This is a genomic window from Mycolicibacterium setense, assembly GCF_000805385.1.
Classification (GTDB): Bacteria; Actinomycetota; Actinomycetes; order Mycobacteriales; family Mycobacteriaceae; genus Mycobacterium; species Mycobacterium setense.
The window spans coordinates 726,183-742,325 of the sequence record NZ_JTJW01000008.1 but is presented as its reverse complement, the minus strand read 5'-3'; the positions used below and the strand labels follow the sequence as shown (position 1 = coordinate 742,325).

13 protein-coding genes are annotated in these 16,143 nt (G+C 64.9%); 10 read left to right on the top strand and 3 right to left on the bottom strand.

Annotated elements, in window-relative coordinates:
- Positions 1 to 12: 12 nt before the first annotated feature.
- Positions 13 to 1,137 carry an amidohydrolase family protein gene (locus tag QQ25_RS21775; protein ID WP_052235950.1) on the bottom strand — a complete coding sequence of 375 codons (1,125 nt, stop codon included), beginning with the start codon at positions 1,135 to 1,137 and terminating at the stop codon, positions 13 to 15.
- 278 nt (positions 1,138 to 1,415) lie between these two features.
- On the opposite strand from QQ25_RS21775, the gene QQ25_RS21770 reads away from it, so the two are divergent.
- Both QQ25_RS21770 and QQ25_RS21765 read left to right on the top strand, forming a co-directional pair.
- Positions 1,416 to 2,420, top strand: a complete 1,005-nt coding sequence (locus QQ25_RS21770) for an acyl-CoA dehydrogenase family protein (RefSeq protein ID WP_039380944.1) — start codon at positions 1,416 to 1,418, stop codon at positions 2,418 to 2,420.
- Between the two features lies 1 nt (position 2,421).
- Entirely contained in the window at positions 2,422 to 3,609 is a 1,188-nt protein-coding gene (locus QQ25_RS21765) for an acyl-CoA dehydrogenase family protein (RefSeq protein WP_039380942.1), read from the top strand.
- A 21-nt stretch (positions 3,610 to 3,630) separates the two neighbouring features.
- On the opposite strand, the gene QQ25_RS21760 is transcribed toward QQ25_RS21765, so the two are convergent.
- Together QQ25_RS21760 and QQ25_RS21755 are read right to left on the bottom strand one after the other, a co-directional pair.
- Entirely contained in the window at positions 3,631 to 4,971 is a 1,341-nt protein-coding gene (locus QQ25_RS21760) for a TetR/AcrR family transcriptional regulator (RefSeq protein WP_039381181.1), read from the bottom strand.
- Positions 4,972 to 5,081: 110 nt separating this feature from the next.
- Entirely contained in the window at positions 5,082 to 6,068 is a 987-nt protein-coding gene (locus tag QQ25_RS21755; protein WP_039380940.1) for an SDR family NAD(P)-dependent oxidoreductase, read from the bottom strand.
- Positions 6,069 to 6,179: 111 nt separating this feature from the next.
- Between QQ25_RS21755 and QQ25_RS21750 the strand changes: the two genes are divergently transcribed.
- From QQ25_RS21750 to QQ25_RS21715, 8 genes are all read left to right on the top strand, one after another.
- Positions 6,180 to 7,877: a nitric oxide reductase activation protein NorD gene (locus QQ25_RS21750; protein WP_039380939.1), complete on the top strand. Its 1,698-nt coding sequence runs from the start codon at positions 6,180 to 6,182 to the stop codon at positions 7,875 to 7,877.
- 107 nt (positions 7,878 to 7,984) lie between these two features.
- A complete protein-coding gene (locus tag QQ25_RS21745) occupies positions 7,985 to 8,845 on the top strand; it encodes a CbbQ/NirQ/NorQ/GpvN family protein (RefSeq protein ID WP_039380937.1) in 861 nt (286 codons plus the stop codon).
- 86 nt (positions 8,846 to 8,931) lie between these two features.
- Positions 8,932 to 10,047 carry an ABC transporter substrate-binding protein gene (locus QQ25_RS21740; RefSeq protein WP_039380936.1) on the top strand — a complete coding sequence of 372 codons (1,116 nt, stop codon included), beginning with the start codon at positions 8,932 to 8,934 and terminating at the stop codon, positions 10,045 to 10,047.
- 1 nt (position 10,048) lies between these two features.
- Positions 10,049 to 11,176, top strand: coding sequence for a spirocyclase AveC family protein (locus QQ25_RS21735; protein ID WP_039380934.1), 1,128 nt, complete (start codon positions 10,049 to 10,051; stop codon positions 11,174 to 11,176).
- A complete protein-coding gene (locus tag QQ25_RS21730) occupies positions 11,169 to 12,074 on the top strand; it encodes an SDR family oxidoreductase (RefSeq protein WP_039380933.1) in 906 nt (301 codons plus the stop codon). The genes QQ25_RS21735 and QQ25_RS21730 overlap by 8 nt, the downstream gene beginning before the upstream one ends.
- Positions 12,067 to 13,545: an aldehyde dehydrogenase family protein gene (locus QQ25_RS21725; protein ID WP_039380931.1), complete on the top strand. Its 1,479-nt coding sequence runs from the start codon at positions 12,067 to 12,069 to the stop codon at positions 13,543 to 13,545. Before QQ25_RS21730 ends, QQ25_RS21725 begins: the two co-directional genes overlap by 8 nt.
- 25 nt (positions 13,546 to 13,570) lie before the next feature.
- Complete coding sequence (locus QQ25_RS21720; protein WP_039322628.1) at positions 13,571 to 14,779, top strand: cytochrome P450; 1,209 nt, start codon at positions 13,571 to 13,573, stop codon at positions 14,777 to 14,779.
- A gap of 88 nt (positions 14,780 to 14,867) precedes the next feature.
- Positions 14,868 to 16,136, top strand: coding sequence for a cytochrome P450 (locus tag QQ25_RS21715; protein ID WP_039380930.1), 1,269 nt, complete (start codon positions 14,868 to 14,870; stop codon positions 16,134 to 16,136).
- The last annotated feature ends 7 nt before the right edge of the window (positions 16,137 to 16,143 follow it).

The following is a 16,143-nucleotide window of genomic DNA, read 5'->3' as shown; positions in this document are numbered from 1 at the left end:
TCCCTCCGATACCTACTGTGCCGCAACCGCGGACGATGATCCGGCATTGGCGAACTCGTCTTCCAGGCCGTACAACTTGGCAGCGTTCCGCCACAACAACTTCTCGCGTTGTTCTGCGCTGAACGCGCTCGGGATCTCCGGTTCGTTGAGCTGCCAGTGCGGGTAGCTGGAGCCGAACATCACCATGTCTTCCTTGCCGGTGAAGCTCAGCCACTCACCGGCGAATTCGGTGTCGCCAGGGCCGTCGAGGGCGCCCTGGACGAAGTAGACGTGTCCGGGGAGGTAGTCGCTGGGCATCTTGGGCGCCCACGGCGTCTGCTCGAGGTGGGGGCGGCCGAAGCAATCCATCCGCCACATGAACGGGGTCAACATGTCCGCGGCGCCGTCCGCCCAGACGAATTTCAGTGTGGGCGTTCGCTCGAACACGCCCTCGGCGATCATGTTCATCAGGTGATAGATGTAGTTGAGCGCCATGAAGCCCAGGTACTGCTCATAGGTCCGGGTCTTGCCTGACGGGGTCGGCGCGAACTGGATGCCCGCCCCGCCCTCGATGTGTACGGCCACCGGCAGGCCTGCTGCGGCGGCTGCCTCCCACAACGGCCAGAACTGCGGCTTGCCATACAGTTCGCGCGACTGCATCGGAATGCCGATCTGGACCACGCGCGGGTGGTCCTTGTACTTGTCGATTTCGCGGAGAGCGCCGACGATGTCGTCCGGGTTGACCCGGATGGTGCCGCGGAACCGCTCACCGTATTCGTCGTGCTCGAGCCAGCGGGTCACCATCATTTCGTTGTGTGCGGCGGCCAGTGCGGTGCCGAGGTGACGATCGGGCATGATGCCGCGGGTCATCGGGTGCAGGATCGCGAGGTCGACGCCGCGGTCGGTGAACAGATGCCGCGCGGCGATAGCGGGATCGGAGCCGGGGTACTGGCGATCGGGCCCCTTGGTGCCCTTGGCGTACTCGCCGCCGGGTGCGCCGTACCAGTTCATCTCGTAATCGGGGAAGCCGCGGCTGGCGAAGGGCTCCTTCAGGAAATTCTGCCGCAGGTCTTTGTTCGAACCGACGAAGACGTGCACGCTGGCATCGATGAGGGGCGTTCTCGCACTGCCGGGTCGCGCGGGGTCGTTGATGGCCAAGACTTGTCCTCCGATGTCCGTCCGGAAACGAGCTGTGCACGCGCTGACGACGGCGTGCTTGTTACGCCGGACCTTACAGTCAGTCTAGATCCATATTCTTCTATGGCAAGAACATAGTTCTCAGAACGCCGCAGCCCTTTCTCGCAGGTAAGCGCCGGTGCTGATCAGTCGCACAGCGCACTGCAGCGGAGAACAGGTACTTCCTGGAGGAGAAGGGCGAACCATAGAAAGAGAATGCTATTCTCCTGACGACGCGACAGTGCAGCAGGAGGCGGCGGGTGCTACTCGAATTCGATGCCGATCAGCGGCTATGGCAGGAAACCGTGCGCGACGCGGTGACCAAGCAGTGCCCGGCCACGCTGGTCCGTGAAGTGGCCGAACAGGGTGTCGATGCGACACCGCTGTGGCAGAGCTATATCGACCAGGGCTGGACGGAGCTCACCGACTCCGAGAATGCAGTGGAACTGGCCATCGTGCTCGAGGAACTCGGCCGGGCGACCGATCTGACGCCCTACCTGGCGACCATGACGCAGTACGCACCGCTGGCCGGCGACCGCTTCGATGCGGCCAAGGCAGGCACCGCCGTCTACAGCGGTGTGTCGGCCAACAGGGATGCCGGAGGTTGGGTGCTTTCAGGCACCGCGCATCACGTCCTCGACGGGGACCGGGCCCAGAATCTGGCCGTCGTGACCGACGGCGGTGTGTTCCTGGTCGACGCGGCCAAGGTTTCCGTCACGCGCAGCGCCGTCTTCGATCCGGTGCTGCACGTGGCCGAGGTGTCATTCGACGACGTGCATGTCGATGACACGGACCGCCGGCATGTGGACACCGAGAAGGCTCATCACCTGGCCCTGACCGGTATGGCCGTCACGATGGTCGGCGCCTGCCAGCGGGCGCTGGACCTCGTCCTCGAACATGTGAAGCAGCGGCAGCAGTTCGGCGTGGCGATCGGGTCGTTCCAGGCTGTGCAGCACAAGGCTGTCGACATGCACGTGGCGATCGAACGCGCCCGTGCGCTGGCGTACTTCGCCGCATTGACCATCGCCGCCGACGATCCGCGGCGCCGCCTGGCGGCGAGGATGGCCAAGGCGGCGGCGGGGGAGTGCCAGACCGTGGTGTTCCGCCACGGCGTGCAGTTGTTCGGTGGGATGGGCTTCACGTGGGAGAACGACGTGCAGTTCGCGCTGAAGCGGGCCAAGGCAGGCGAACTGCTCCTGGGCGGCGCTGCCGAGCACCGAGCCGTGATTGCCGCCGAGTACCGCACGACCTACAGGGGACTGTGACATGCAGCTGACCTACGATGCCGACGTCGAGGAGTTCCGCGCAGAGTTCTCCGCATTCCTCGACGCCAATCTGCCTTCTGAGGCCGACACGCTGGAGCGGCCCCGTTCGGTGTCGCACATGCCGCAGTGGGCCCGCGACTGGCAGCGGTTGCTCTTCGACAACGGCTGGCTGCTGCCGGCCCAGCCCCCGGAGTTCGGCGGCCGCAATGCCACCGTGGTGCAAACCTTCGTGCACCTCGATGAGCTGTGCCGGCGCCGGATCTATCACAGCTTCAATCCCCAGGGCGTCAACATCATTGCGGCATCGCTGCTCACCTTCGGTTCGGAGGAGCAGAAGCGCCGCTGGGCCGTGCCCGTGTTACGCGGTGAAAAGACGGCCTCGCTGGGCATGAGCGAGCCGAGTGCGGGTTCGGATCTGGCCTCGCTGCGGACCCGCGCTGAGTTTGTTTCGGACTCGGACGAGCCTCACTTCGTCGTCAACGGCCAGAAGGTCTGGACGTCGGGCGCCCACGACGCCGACTTCCTGCTGACGTTCGTGCGGACCGACTCGGATGCGCCCAAGCACAAGGGAATCAGCGTGCTGATCATCCCGACCGACACCCCGGGTGTGGTGTGCCGACCGTTCGCCGACATGACCGGTGAGGAGAACCTCGACTTCAACGAGGTGTTCTTCACCGACGCGCGCGTACCGGCCGAGAACCTGGTCGGCCCGCTCAACGGCGGCTGGGGTGTGGCCAACGGTTCGCTGGGTCACGAGCGGACCATGATGTGGCTGGGCTTCGCCGATCGAATCGACAACATGCTGGCCGACTTTCAGCCGAAGACCGAGCTGGAGCGTGACCAGTACGCCACCACGATCATGGATTACCAGGCCCTGCGGGCCATGGGGTCGGCGGCGCTTGCCAGGGCCTCACGCGGCGAAGCCGACACCGCGTCGGTGTCGGTGCTCAAGCTGTTCGGATCCGAGGCCGAGCGCAATGCCTTCGAGAACGCGCTGACCGCGGCCGGGCCCGACGGGTTGATCCACCCGACCACTTCGGGACCGTACGAGCACATGAACCTCGACCACTACTTCGCGAGTTGGTTCGAGCGCTACGCCAGAAGCTTCGGCGGCACCATTGCCGGCGGAACCTCCGAGATTCAGCGCAACATCATCGCCACCCAGGTGCTGGGGCTGCCGCGCCGCTAGCGGGGGACTGCTCGCGGGACGTCAGGAGCCCCGGACGGCAATGCCCCGCAGCACGGTGTCACGAGCCAGGATCAGCGCGTTGCGGGTGCCGATCTGCTGGAGGATGTTCTCGGGTATCCACTGCTCACCGATGATGCAGCGGGTCAACATGTCTGCGGTAGGGCTGTCGATACGTATCTCGCCTGCGCGAATCCCATCGGACAGAAGCGCTTTCATCTGGCGAATACGGGTGGTGAAAGACCATGCGGGATTTGCCGAATCCGGTGGGGATTGGCGCAGCCACGCCAGCTGGATGCGAAACTCGTCGGGAAACTGGTCGAGTGCGTTGATGTTCAACCAGCTCAACGCATCGAGCTTTTCCACGGTGGTGGAGTCCGTGCGCACGATTTCGCCCCAGGCGCCGCCGACCTTGCGGCCAAACTCAAGCATGATCGACATCAGCAGTTCGTCTTTCGAGCCGATGATGCGGTACACGGTCCCGGTACCCAATCCCGCGGCGGACGCGATGTCCCGGATCGTCGTCATCTCATAGCCGCGGCGACCGAATTCCGTGCGGGCCACCGCACGCAGATGCGCGGCCTTGAGGTCGGTGTCGTCCCCGGGTTCGTCCCAACTGTTGATGACGGCTTGCGCCGCGGCGAAGGCGTCCGACCGATCGAGATCCATGTCCGAAGGGGGAGCGGCGGCGAGACCTTGCAGAGCCAGCCGGCACTTCAGTGTGGCCACTTGGTCGGTCGAGGCGTTGTGCCGGATGACGTCGAGGCCGACATGCAGCATGCTCTGGCACAGCCGGTCTGCCAGTGTGGGAAGGTCGAGATCGGACCGGACGTCACCGCTCCAGCGCCCGGCACGCAGCGCTTGCAACATTGCGGTCTGGATCTTCGACGGTTGGCGGGCAGTCAATTCGATGAGTTCGGGATCGCTGCTCGGGCCCTCGAAGAACGACATCTGTAGGGCGGCGCGATGCTCGACCGCGCACCGAGCGATTGCACATCCGAGAGCGGTGATCTGTTCGGCTGCGGGGCCGGCGTCAGGCTCGTCGAGGAGTTCCAAAGCGACCTCGCCGATGCGATCCAGGTCAGCGTGGTACAGCCGGATCAGCTCGACAAGGATGGCTTCCTTCGATTCGAAGTGGTGATAGAGGCTGCCCGCGAGAATGCCTGCCGCGTCGGCGATCTGTTGCAGCGAGCTGCGTAGCCCGGTGGTAGCGATGACGGAGTTTGCGGTCCTGAGAATCTCGGTGCGCCGCGTGGCATCGACCGGAGTTGCGTCAGGTGCGCCGGTGAGCTTGGTCGCGCTCTGACTCTTCTTGGCCGCCGGACGGTCGCGTTTGCCGTTTCTCTCTGCAGTGTCGGCGGCCATCTCTAACGCACGCTTCGCTGAGGGAGCAGACGGGGCGAGCCGGGCAGGCGCGATGATCGGTGCACGGTACTCCTCCTCCGTCTGCATCGGTATGGGACCGAAGACCGATCCTACCGATCGGCAACCGAACTGCGGGGCTGCGGGAACGTGACGTCGGCGTTGTCTGGCATGGCGCTGATCCCGCGTCGATCACACACCTGCAGTACCTCGTCGACGATGGAGTCCGGCACGATGAACCTGTCAGTGGAGGACAGTTCATCCAGATGACTCTCGATGTCTTCGGCCGCGGGTTCGCTGTCCGCGTCGGCCAACCAGCCGTCGCTCAGCCCGACGAAGACGCGGGCGTAGCGCCCGGCGCACGCCGAGTAGTTGCGGTGAGTGAACGTGCAACTGCTGCTTGCCAGGAACGTCACCAGCGGTACGACCAGCTCGGGGCGTATGGCGCGCATGAAGCCGGACTCGGCCAGGAAATTCTCGTCTCCGACGGTCTCGGTAACCATCCGCGAAAAGCCGGTGGGCAATACGGTATTGGAGCTGATGCCATGTGCGGCGCCTTCGATGGCGATGACATTGGAGAGGCCGACGAGCCCGGTTTTCGCGGCGGCGTAGTGGGCTTCCATCGGCTGGCCGAAATTACCCGCCGACGAGGAGATGAAAACGAACCGCCCGTAAGACTGTTCCTGCATCACTTTGTATGCGGGCTGGCTCAGATAGTAGCCGCCGTCGAGATGGACTCGCAGCATGTGTCGCCAGTCGTCGGCGCTGAGTTGCTCGAACGGAATGCTGTTGAAGATGCCTGCGTTGCTGACCACGGCGTCGAGTCGGCCGAAGTTCTCGATTGCCGAGTCGACGATTGCCTGGCCGCCTGCCGCGCTGTCCACCGAGTCGTACGATGCGACCGCCCGGCCGCCGGCTTTCGTTATCTCCTCGACCACCCGGTCGGCGACGCCGGTGTCCGACCCCACGCCGTGCATGGTGCCGCCGATATCGTTGACGACCACCGACGCGCCACGGCGAGCCAGATCAATGGCGTAGAGCCGGCCCAGTCCGCGTCCGGCTCCCGTCACCACGGCAACCCGGCCGGTGAAGTCGATCATGTTGCACTCCTCGTTGATTCGTATCGCGTTGATTGACTCCGGTCGCGCCGAACTCTACGGTGGAACAGATATTTGGTCAAAGGGTCATCTGGCGGGTCCGGAGGTGGTCGGGTGTCGGATAGCGGCAATGGTGACCTGTTCTCCGGTCTGGGCATGCTGGCGTCCGCGCTCGCAGGCCGCCCAGTTGCGGTGGCTACGGCCGAGACGGGAGCCCCGCCGTGGACCGATGGCGAAACCATCTTCCTCGACACTTCCGTGCCGGCGCGCAGGCAACTCGAATCAGTGGCCGTCCAGGCGTCGTTGATCGCTGTGGGCAGCCTGGCCCCGGCGGTGGTCGGCGCCATGGTTCGCCGTCCCCGGTTGGCGAAGCGCTATCTGGCCGTCGAGGGGCACCGGGCACTCGTGGCGAACGACGCGCTGCTGCCGGGTAGCCTCGGCGCGCTGGCCGACCACGCCATCGGCGGTCGAAGTGATTCGGCCACAAGCTCGTTGGCGACCGCCTCGGGCAAGGAAGCGCTCGACGCTCCACCCGCGGTGTTCGGCGTGATCCGGCCGAAGAAAGTGCTGGCTGCCAGCAGTCGTGCCGTCCGCCAGGCAGACCACGAGACGCCCGGCCATGTCCCGCGACGACGCGACAGCAAGCAGGCACTCGAGGAGCTTGACGACGGCGAGGTCGACGACACCGACGAACCCGACCTGTTCACCAGCCCTGTCGGCGGGGGCGGCGCCATCGGAAAATGGCTGAAGAAGATGTTGTCCTCGGTGCGAAAGGCCGCCAGCGGTGGTGGACCACCCGGCGCCGACGCGCCGACGCATCGCGTCAACTCGGCCAAGCGCGGCGCAAACGCGGTGTCGTCGTTGGCTTCCGCTGAGACCGAGGACGGAAAGTACGGAGCCGACGTCGAATCCGATGGCGTCACCTATCCCGAGTGGGACGTCGATCGCAAGAGTTACCGGCCGGACTGGTGCACGGTGCGGGAGGTCGCGCCGCGCGTGAAAGCGTCGACCTCGCAGGCCGTCGACACCGTCATCGGGGTACGACGGCCGCTCGCGCGCCTCGGCATGGGCCTGCAGCGCCGTCATCGCCAGTCCCAAGGCGACGACATCGACATCGATGCCGCCGTCGAGGCTCGGGTGGAAGCGAGGGCGCGGTCGGCGCCGGACGAGGCCGTCTACCTCGACAGCCTGCGACGCCGCCGCGACCTGTCGGTGCTGGTGTTGCTCGACGTCTCTGGTTCCGCCGCCGAGCCGGGTACCGTCGGTCGCACCGTGCATCAGCAGCAGCGGGATGCGGTGGCCAACCTGACCGTGGCGTTACACGACCTCGGTGACCGGGTCGGGCTGTACGCCTACTTCTCGCAGGGGCGTAAAGACGTGAGCATGGTGCCCGTCAAGCGATTTGACGACCGCCTGGATGCCCGGGTGATCATGAAGCTCAACAGCCTGGAGCCCGGGGCGTACTCGCGGCTGGGCGCAGCGATTCGTCACGGTTCGGTAGTGCTGGAATCCCACGGCGGCACCTCCCGCCGGCTCCTCGTGGTGGTGTCCGACGGGCTGGCCTACGACCACGGTTACGAGCGGTCCTACGGCGCCGCGGACGCCCGCCGGGCACTGACCGAGGCGCGGCGGCGGGGAATCGGGTGCGTGTGCCTGACCGTGGGTGCCAGCACCGATGCCACCTCACTGCGAAGAGTGTTCGGCAGCGCGGCACACGCGATGATCGGCCGCCCCGATCAACTTGCGGGTGTGATCGGCCCGCTGTTTCGTTCGGCTCTGCGCGCAGCCGAGGTGCGGCGGAGGGTGGCCTGACGGTAGCTAAAGATGCGTTGTCCCAGAAGTCAATTGATGAATTGTGTAGGTAGCGAACTATCAAGCTGCCCGAAATCCGCAGCGGAGCGGGGTGAGGAAGGGAAGCGATGGTCGGCGAAACAGGGTTTGGAATCGGGCTCCCACACCAGAACGGCGCGCAGTCCCAGGCCGATACGGACCGGCCGTACTACGTGGCGGTCGGCAAGGAGGAGGCTGTATTCAAGGCGGCCTATCGCCAAGGGCTTTCACTGCTTCTGAAGGGCCCGACCGGGTGCGGCAAGACGCGCTTCGTCGAGGCGATGGCTCATGACCTCGGCCGTCCGCTGATCACCGTCGCTTGCCACGACGACCTCACCACCGCCGACCTTGTCGGGCGGTACCTGTTGCGGGGCGACGAGACGGTCTGGGTGGACGGGCCGCTGACCCGCGCGGTGCGCGAGGGCGCGATCTGTTACCTCGACGAGGTGGTCGAAGCCCGCCAGGACACCACTGTGGTGTTGCATCCCCTCGCCGACCATCGTCGCCAGCTCCCGATCGAGCGCCTCGGCATCACGCTGGACGCGGCACCGGGATTCGGTCTGGTCATGTCTTACAACCCGGGCTACCAAAGCGTACTCAAGGACCTCAAAGACTCGACGCGCCAGCGGATGGTGGCCATCGAGTTCGGTTTTCCCGCGCCCGAGGTCGAAGAGGGCATCCTCGCCCACGAGGCGGGGGTGGATCCGTCCATCGCCGCCGACTTGGTGCGCTTCGGACAGGCTATCCGGCGGTTGGAGACCGGAGGCCTGCGCGAAGTCGCCTCGACTCGTGTGCTGATCGCGGCTGGGCGCCTGGTCACCGAGGGCCTGTCCGTAACGCTGGCAGCCAGGGTGGCGGTGGCGGGACCGCTGACCGATGACGTTGCGGTGAGCCGCGGCTTGCACGAGCTGATCGACGTCTACCTGGGTGGATCGGCATCCGGTGATTGACGCGCGGCAGTACCCCGGTTAGGTTCAGAACAAATATTAGGTTCCTCCGATATTCCAGCGACGGACGCCAGCGCCATGGAGGTCAGATGTCATACGAGAGCACTGCGGAGCCCATCAAGGTCGGTTACCTGATGGACTTCACCTTGCCTGCAGGCTTTCCGGAGGAGCTGCGTGCTTCGTTCACCCAGACCTTTGACCTGGTGTTCGAAGAGGCTGTCGAGCAAGGTCTGATGGATCGGCCGGTGCAGATCATCTACCGCGAGGTGGAAGGGCTGCCGAAGGGGTCGGTGAAGGCGGTGATCGACGCCTACGGCGAACTCGTGGACGAGGGCGCCCTGGTGGTATTCGGGCCGAATATCACCGACAACTGTGTGCCGCTACGGGAAGCGATCGAGGAGCGCTTCAAAGTGCCCGCCATCAGTGTCACGGGTACCGACGACTGGCTCGGCGAGTGGACGTTCGCCTTTCCTCAAGGCTCGATGACGGACGAACCCATCTTTCTGGCGGATCTGGTGGCGAAACGGGGCCTGACCGAGATCGGCGTGCTGGTCGAACAGAACCTCATCGGTGACAGCTACCTGAAAAACCTGCGAACTGCCTGTGCCCGCAAGGGTATTCGTATCGTCGCCGAGGCCGCGATCGCGCAGACCGCGCAGGATATCAATGCGGCGGTCAGCACGCTGCACGAGGCGAAGGCCGAGGCCATCGTCCATCTCGGGTTCGGTTTCGGCATAGTCTTCATCAACCCGGCGCTTGAGGCCGTCAACTGGGATCCTCCACGTTTCACCACCACCGCATTCCAGAACGCCTGGGTCAACCCGATCATGTGGAACGCGTTTCTGGGCTGGATCGGGGTCGATCAGTACGACGAGGGCAACCCCGTCGGGCAGGCCTGGCTGGACCGGTATGCGAAGCGGTACAACGGCAGTCGCCCCGAATACTGCGTGTCGGTCGTCAACCACGACGTCGCCGCCACGCTGGTCCGCGCCTTCACCGACGCCCATCCGCTGAGCCCACGCGGCGTCAAAGAAGCGCTCGAACGCGTGAAGATGATGCCTGCGGCCTCCGGCGCGCCCGGAACCCGGGTTTCCCTGGGGAAGTGGACCCGGCGAGCGTGGATGGGGTCGGGGTATCTGGTCGCACGCACTCTCGATGCGGATGGCGCCAATTCGCACCTGGTCGACCGCTTCGGAGATGCGTGACATGACGACACAGGAATCGCTACCGCCCGACACCCGGGACGAGCGGCCGGCACGCAAGGGTCCTAACTGGGGCCGAGTGATCTCCCTGGTCGCCTGGCTGGGCTTCTTGGGGTTGTTCGCCGCAGTCGGGCGTACGGACGTCGACCCGCGGGTGGCCAATCCGGACATCGAGGGCCGGCCCCGCCCGGTGGGTTTCCTGACAGGATTCGACCACTGGCAGGTCATTCCACAAGTCGGTGCCGGGATCATGGTCCTGGCCCTGACCATCGTCTTCATCCGTGGCTGGCGGAAGAACCCGGGCAGCCCGGTGCTGCTGATGGTCCTGGTGACGACACTGATCGTCTGGCAAGACCCGATCATGAACTGGTCGCCATACGCGGTGTACAACCCGATCTTGTTGCACTGGCCGGAATCCTGGCCATTGATCATGATGTCGCCGACGGTCGAACCTTTCATCGTGTTCGGTTATGTGACCTTCTACTTCGGCCCGTACTTCCCGGCCATCTGGATCCTGCGCAAGTTACAGGCCAAACACGGTCCGGAGGCGTTCGTCACGCGGCACCCGCTCATCAGCCTGGGTGGCCTGGTGTTGGTGATCGGTTTCGTCTTCGATGCCGTCCTGGAGGTCAGCCTGGTGCGCACTGGGCTGTACATCTACTCGCAGGCCATCCCCTTCGGAACCTTGTTCCCGGGCAGCACTTTCCAATTCCCACTCATCTGGGAGTCGCTCGCGGTGACGTTCGTGATGATTCCGGCGGCAATTCTGGTATACCGGGACGACACCGGGAGATCAGTCGCGGAGAAGCTCGCCGCGAAGGCGAGGATTTTTCCGACCAGACCCGTGCTCGGCACGTTCCTGGTGATGTTCGCGATCATCAATGTGTCGTACTTCGCCTACGGCGGCTGGTTCTGGGCGATCAAGGCCAGCGGGTTGGCCACCTCCGTCGCCTGCCCGTGGCCGTATCCGGAGGCCAAGGTCTATGACCCGCAAGGGTTTTACCGGGCGAACGGAGCCGAGGGGCCTTACTCGGTGGGCAAGTGGTCCACCTGGCAGCAGGGCCCGTCGCGCAACACCGACGTCGAGTTGGGGTCGACGAGCGATCGGTGCGCAGCGGAGAACCATGGCTGAGCCCCGGAGCACCGAACAGCGCAGCGTCGTCATCACCGGGGCGTCTCGGGGGCTCGGGTTCGCATCGGCCACGCGCCTTTATCGCGAGGGGTGGCGCGTGGTGGCTGCGATGCGCTCACCGGAGAAGGGGACGCCTGTGCTGCGCGAGGCGGTCGGAGCCGGCGAGAACGACACCAGGCTGATCGGTGTCCAGCTCGACCTCACCGACGGAGCGTCGATCGCGGCCGCAGCCAAGAGCATCACCGAAGCGGTAGGTGCACCGCATGCGTTGGTGCACAATGCCGGGATCTCGGCGGCGGGAATGGTCGAGGAGACCTCGCCCGACCTCTGGGAGCGCATGTTCGCCACGAGCATCTTCGGCCCGGTGGCGCTGACCAAGGCTGTTCTGCCGTCCATGCGACAGGCCGGTCGTGGCCGCATCGTGCTGATCTCCAGCGCAGCCGGCGTGCGCGGAATGCCCGCCACCGCACCGTATTCGGCAGTCAAGGGTGCGCTGGAGCGGTGGGGTGAATCGATGGCCAGTGAGGTAGCACCTTTCGGAATCGGTGTGACGATCCTGGTCACCGGGACCTACGACACCGAGATCATCACTGACGCGGGCACGACTGACGACCGTGATCTGGACGGGCCCTACGCTGCCCACCACCGCACGATGGACAAGCGCGGGCGGGCCATGATGAAGCGGGCGGCCAGACCGCCCGAGAAGTTCGCCGAAGGCCTGGCGAAAGCGCTCGCCAGCTCGAAACCGTTCGTTAGGACGGCTGTCGGACCTGATGCCCGAATGCTGTTGACCGCCAACCGGTTACTTCCCACGTCGGGTCTGCACCAGATGACCCGGCTGCTGATGGGCATTCCGCGGTTCGGCGCACTGCGAAAAGAGAACGCACATCATGGCTGACGCGGCGACATTCGAATCGAGAATGCTGATCGACGGCAAGCTCGTCGACGGCGAGGCCGGCACGTTCGTCAACATCAACCCGGCGAACGAAGAAACCCTGGGGCAGGTCGCGGACGCGTCCAAAGCGGACATGAACCGGGCCATCGACGCGGCGCGCCGGTCTTTCGACGAGACCGACTGGTCGACCAACCACCAACTCCGCAAGCGGTGCCTCGAACAGCTGCACGAGGCGATCGAGAGCGAACTGGAGGAGTTGCGCGAGGAACTGATCTCCGAGGTCGGCGCCCCGCGTGCGGTGACACACGGCCCGCAACTCGACGCCCCCCTCGCCGACGGCCTCAGATACCCGGCCCGACTCATCGAAACATTCGAGTGGGAAACCGATCTCGGCGACAGCGTGGTTTCCGTCACCGGGGTGAACACCACGCGCAAGGTGTGGCGCGAGCCGGTCGGTGTGGTCGGCGCCATCGTGCCGTGGAACTTTCCGTTCGAGGTCGCCATCAACAAGCTCGGACAGGCGTTGGCGACCGGCAACACCGTGGTGCTCAAGCCGGCGCCCGACACGCCGTTCAACGCCACCCGGCTCGGCCGGCTCATCGCCGAGAACACCGACATCCCTGCGGGTGTGGTGAACGTCGTGACTGCATCGAACCACCTCGTCGGCGAACAACTGACCCTGTCACCCAAGGTCGACATGATCTCGTTCACCGGCTCCACTGCGGTGGGCAAGCGGATCATGGAGAAGGGCGCGGCGACGATGAAGCGCCTTTTCCTCGAACTCGGTGGGAAGTCGGCGACCATCGTGTTGGAGGATGCCGATTTCAACACCGCCTGCCTGATCGGTATCGGTCCGTTGCTGCATGCCGGGCAGGGCTGCGCCGCTCCCACGCGAATGCTGTTGCCGCGGTCCCGCTACGACGAGGGCGTCGCGATTCTGAAGGTCATCTACGAGAACATCGCGCCGGGTGACCCGCAGGATCCCGGGACCCTTTGTGGTCCCGTCATCTCGGCCAAACAGCAGTCCCGGATCCTCGGCTACATCAGGAAAGGCCTCGACGAGGGCGCCACGATGATTGTCGGCAGCACCGAGGCTCCCACTCAGTTCGAGCAAGGATTCTGGGTCAGCCCAACACTTTTCATCGACGTGGACAACTCCATGAGGATCGCCCAGGAGGAGATTTTCGGACCGGTTCTGGTCGTCATCCCCTACGAGGACGAAGAGGACGCCGTCCGCATCGCCAACGACAGCGCATACGGGCTCGCCGGCAACGTCATGTCGGGATCGCTGGAGCGGTCGCTCGCCGTCGCGCGTCGGCTTCGCGCCGGGTTCATCGGGCTCAACGGCACCGCGGGTTATGGCGCCGACACCCCGTTCGGCGGCTACAAGAACAGCGGCGTCGGGCGCCAGAACGGTATCGCGGGATTCGAGCAGTACACGGAGATCAAGTCCGTCGCCTACCCGGCACGGTAGAGGAGAACGAGAGAAGGAGGAAGCTATGCCCCAGTTATTTGAAGACCTCGAGGACTTCGGCTCCTTCGACGATGCCGTGTCCGGCGATGTTCGCGACCCGTACCCTGAGCTCGCCAGGCTTCGGCGCGAGGAGCCGATCCAGCGGATCGACACGTCGGCGATGCCGGGGGAGCAGGGCAAGCCCGTCTTCATCGTGTACCGCTACGAGGACGCCCAGCAGATGCTCCGCGACAACGTGACGTTCTCGTCGTCGGGTGTCATCGCGGCGTTCGGCCCGGTGCTCGGCGAGCGCGTGATGCTGGGGATGGACGAACCGGTGCACGGCAGGCTGCGTTCGCTCGTGTCGAAGGCGTTTTCGCAGAAAGCCTTGGCGCGTTGGGAAGATGAGTTGGTCGGGCGGATCGCCAACGAGCTCATCGACCAGTTCGCCGCCAAAGGCAGGGTCGACTTGGTCAAGGAATTCACGTTCGATTATCCGAGTCGCATCATCGCCGGCTTGTTGGGGCTGCCGGAGGAGGACTACCCGCAATTCCAGCGCTGGTCCATCTCGCTGCTGAGCTGGATCATGAACCCGGAGCGCGGACTGGCGGCGTCGGCCGCGTTATGCGAGTACTTCGCACCGATCCTGCAGGCCCGTCGCGCGGAGCCGAAGGAAGACATGATCAGCCTTCTCGCCGAGGTCGAGATCGAAGGCGAGAAGCTCACCGACGACGAGATCTTCTCGTTCCTGCGGCTGCTGTTGCCCGCGGGTGTGGAGACCACGTACCGGTCACTGGGCAACCTGCTGTTCGGGTTGCTTTCGGACACAACGCAGCTGGACGCGATCAGGGCCGACCGATCACTGCTGCCGCAGGCCATCGAGGAGGCGGTGCGCTGGAACCCGCCACTGCTGACCATCACCCGCACCACGACCTGCGACACCGAGCTCGGCGGGGTGCACATTCCCGCGGGATGTTCGGTGATGCCGATGCTCGGTTCGGCCAATCGGCAGGAAGATCGGTGGGCGGACCCGGACGAATTCGACATCTTCCGGACCGCCAAGGGAAACCTGGGCTGGGGTCACGGGGTGCACGTGTGCCTGGGCATGCACCTTGCGCGCCTCGAAATGCGCACCGCCATCAACCTTCTGCTGGATCGGCTGCCGAACCTGCGCCTCGACCCGGACGGCGACGATCCCCACATCCGCGGACAGGTCTTCCGGTCACCGACCTCGCTACCGGTGTTGTTCGGATGACAACTCTGGCGAGCAGACACAGAGTCGCTCTGAATTGCATGGATTCATGCGATTCCGCGTCTGCTCGCGCAAGAAAAAGGAGCCTAATGTGACCGACTTCGAGGCAGTGGATTTCTTCACCGACCCGGCGCTGGTGCCCGACCCGTATCCCTACTTCGACCATCTGCGGTCGAAATGTCCTGTCGCCCAGGCTACCCCGTTCAACGTGCTGGCGGTCACCGGCTATGACGAGGCGCTGGCCGTCTACAGGGACCCCGCCTTCTCGTCGTGTGTGTCGGTGGCCGGGCCGTTCTCCGGACTGCCGTTCGGGCCGGGAGACAGTGACGACGTCTCGGAGCTGATCGAGGAGCACCGGCTCGCGGTACCGATGGGTGAACACATCACCTCCCAGGATCCCCCGCTGCACACTCGGACTCGCGGTCTGATGAACAAGCTGATCACTCCCAAGCGCCTCAAGGAGAACGAGGACTTCATGTGGCGACTGGCCGACCAGCAGGTCGGCACGTTTGTAGAGCGCGGTTCGGCTGAGTTCCTGGCGGATTACGCCAAGCCGTTCTCGCTCTTGGTCATTGCCGACCTGCTGGGCGTACCGGGTGAGGACCACGAGGACTTCAAGGCGGCGTTCGCGCTGGAGACGGTGGGGGAGCTCGGCAAGGAGGCGCCGACCACACACAACCCGCTGCAGTGGCTCAACGACAAGTTCTATGGCTACATCGAGGATCGCAGACGCACACCGCGTGAGGACGTGCTGACCGGACTGGCCCAGGCCAAGTACGAGGATGGATCGACTCCCGACATCGAGGATGTGATGAACCTGTCGACGTTTCTGTTCGCGGCGGGTACCGAGACCACGACGAAGCTGGTCAGTTCGGCGGTCCGGTTCATCGCGGACAATCCGGGATTCGAGACGATGCTGCGCGACGACCGGAGCCGCATCCCGTCCTTCCTCGAAGAGACGCTGAGGATGGAAAGCCCGGTCAAATCACACTTCAGGATGGCCAGCAGGACGACCAGCATCGGCGACGTCGAGGTGCCCGCCGGGACGACCGTCATGGTGCTGCCCGGCGCGTGCAACCGTGACGAACGGAAGTTCCCAGATCCCAACACGTTCCATCCCGATCGTGCCAACGTGCGCGAACAGATCGCGTTCATCCGTGGCGTGCATTCCTGTCCCGGGGCCCCGCTGGCCCGTGCGGAAGGCCGGATCTCACTGAACCGGATCCTGGACCGGATGTCCGATATCACGATCTCCACCGCGCACCACGGCCCCGCAGAGGACCGTCATTACGTCTACGAGCCGACGTTCATCATGCGAGGGCTCAGTGAGCTTCACCTCGAATTCAAACCAGCCGCCTGAGCGGCCC

Coding starts and splice junctions, on each gene's coding strand:
- QQ25_RS21765 (WP_039380942.1), top strand. CDS start 2,422: ATGCAGCTGACCTACGATGCCGACGTCGAGGAGTTCCGCGCAGAGTTC.
- QQ25_RS21760 (WP_039381181.1), bottom strand. CDS start 4,971: ATGGCCGCCGACACTGCAGAGAGAAACGGCAAACGCGACCGTCCGGCG.
- QQ25_RS21755 (WP_039380940.1), bottom strand. CDS start 6,068: ATGATCGACTTCACCGGCCGGGTTGCCGTGGTGACGGGAGCCGGACGC.
- QQ25_RS21745 (WP_039380937.1), top strand. CDS start 7,985: ATGGTCGGCGAAACAGGGTTTGGAATCGGGCTCCCACACCAGAACGGC.
- QQ25_RS21740 (WP_039380936.1), top strand. CDS start 8,932: ATGTCATACGAGAGCACTGCGGAGCCCATCAAGGTCGGTTACCTGATG.
- QQ25_RS21735 (WP_039380934.1), top strand. CDS start 10,049: ATGACGACACAGGAATCGCTACCGCCCGACACCCGGGACGAGCGGCCG.
- QQ25_RS21730 (WP_039380933.1), top strand. CDS start 11,169: ATGGCTGAGCCCCGGAGCACCGAACAGCGCAGCGTCGTCATCACCGGG.
- QQ25_RS21725 (WP_039380931.1), top strand. CDS start 12,067: ATGGCTGACGCGGCGACATTCGAATCGAGAATGCTGATCGACGGCAAG.
- QQ25_RS21720 (WP_039322628.1), top strand. CDS start 13,571: ATGCCCCAGTTATTTGAAGACCTCGAGGACTTCGGCTCCTTCGACGAT.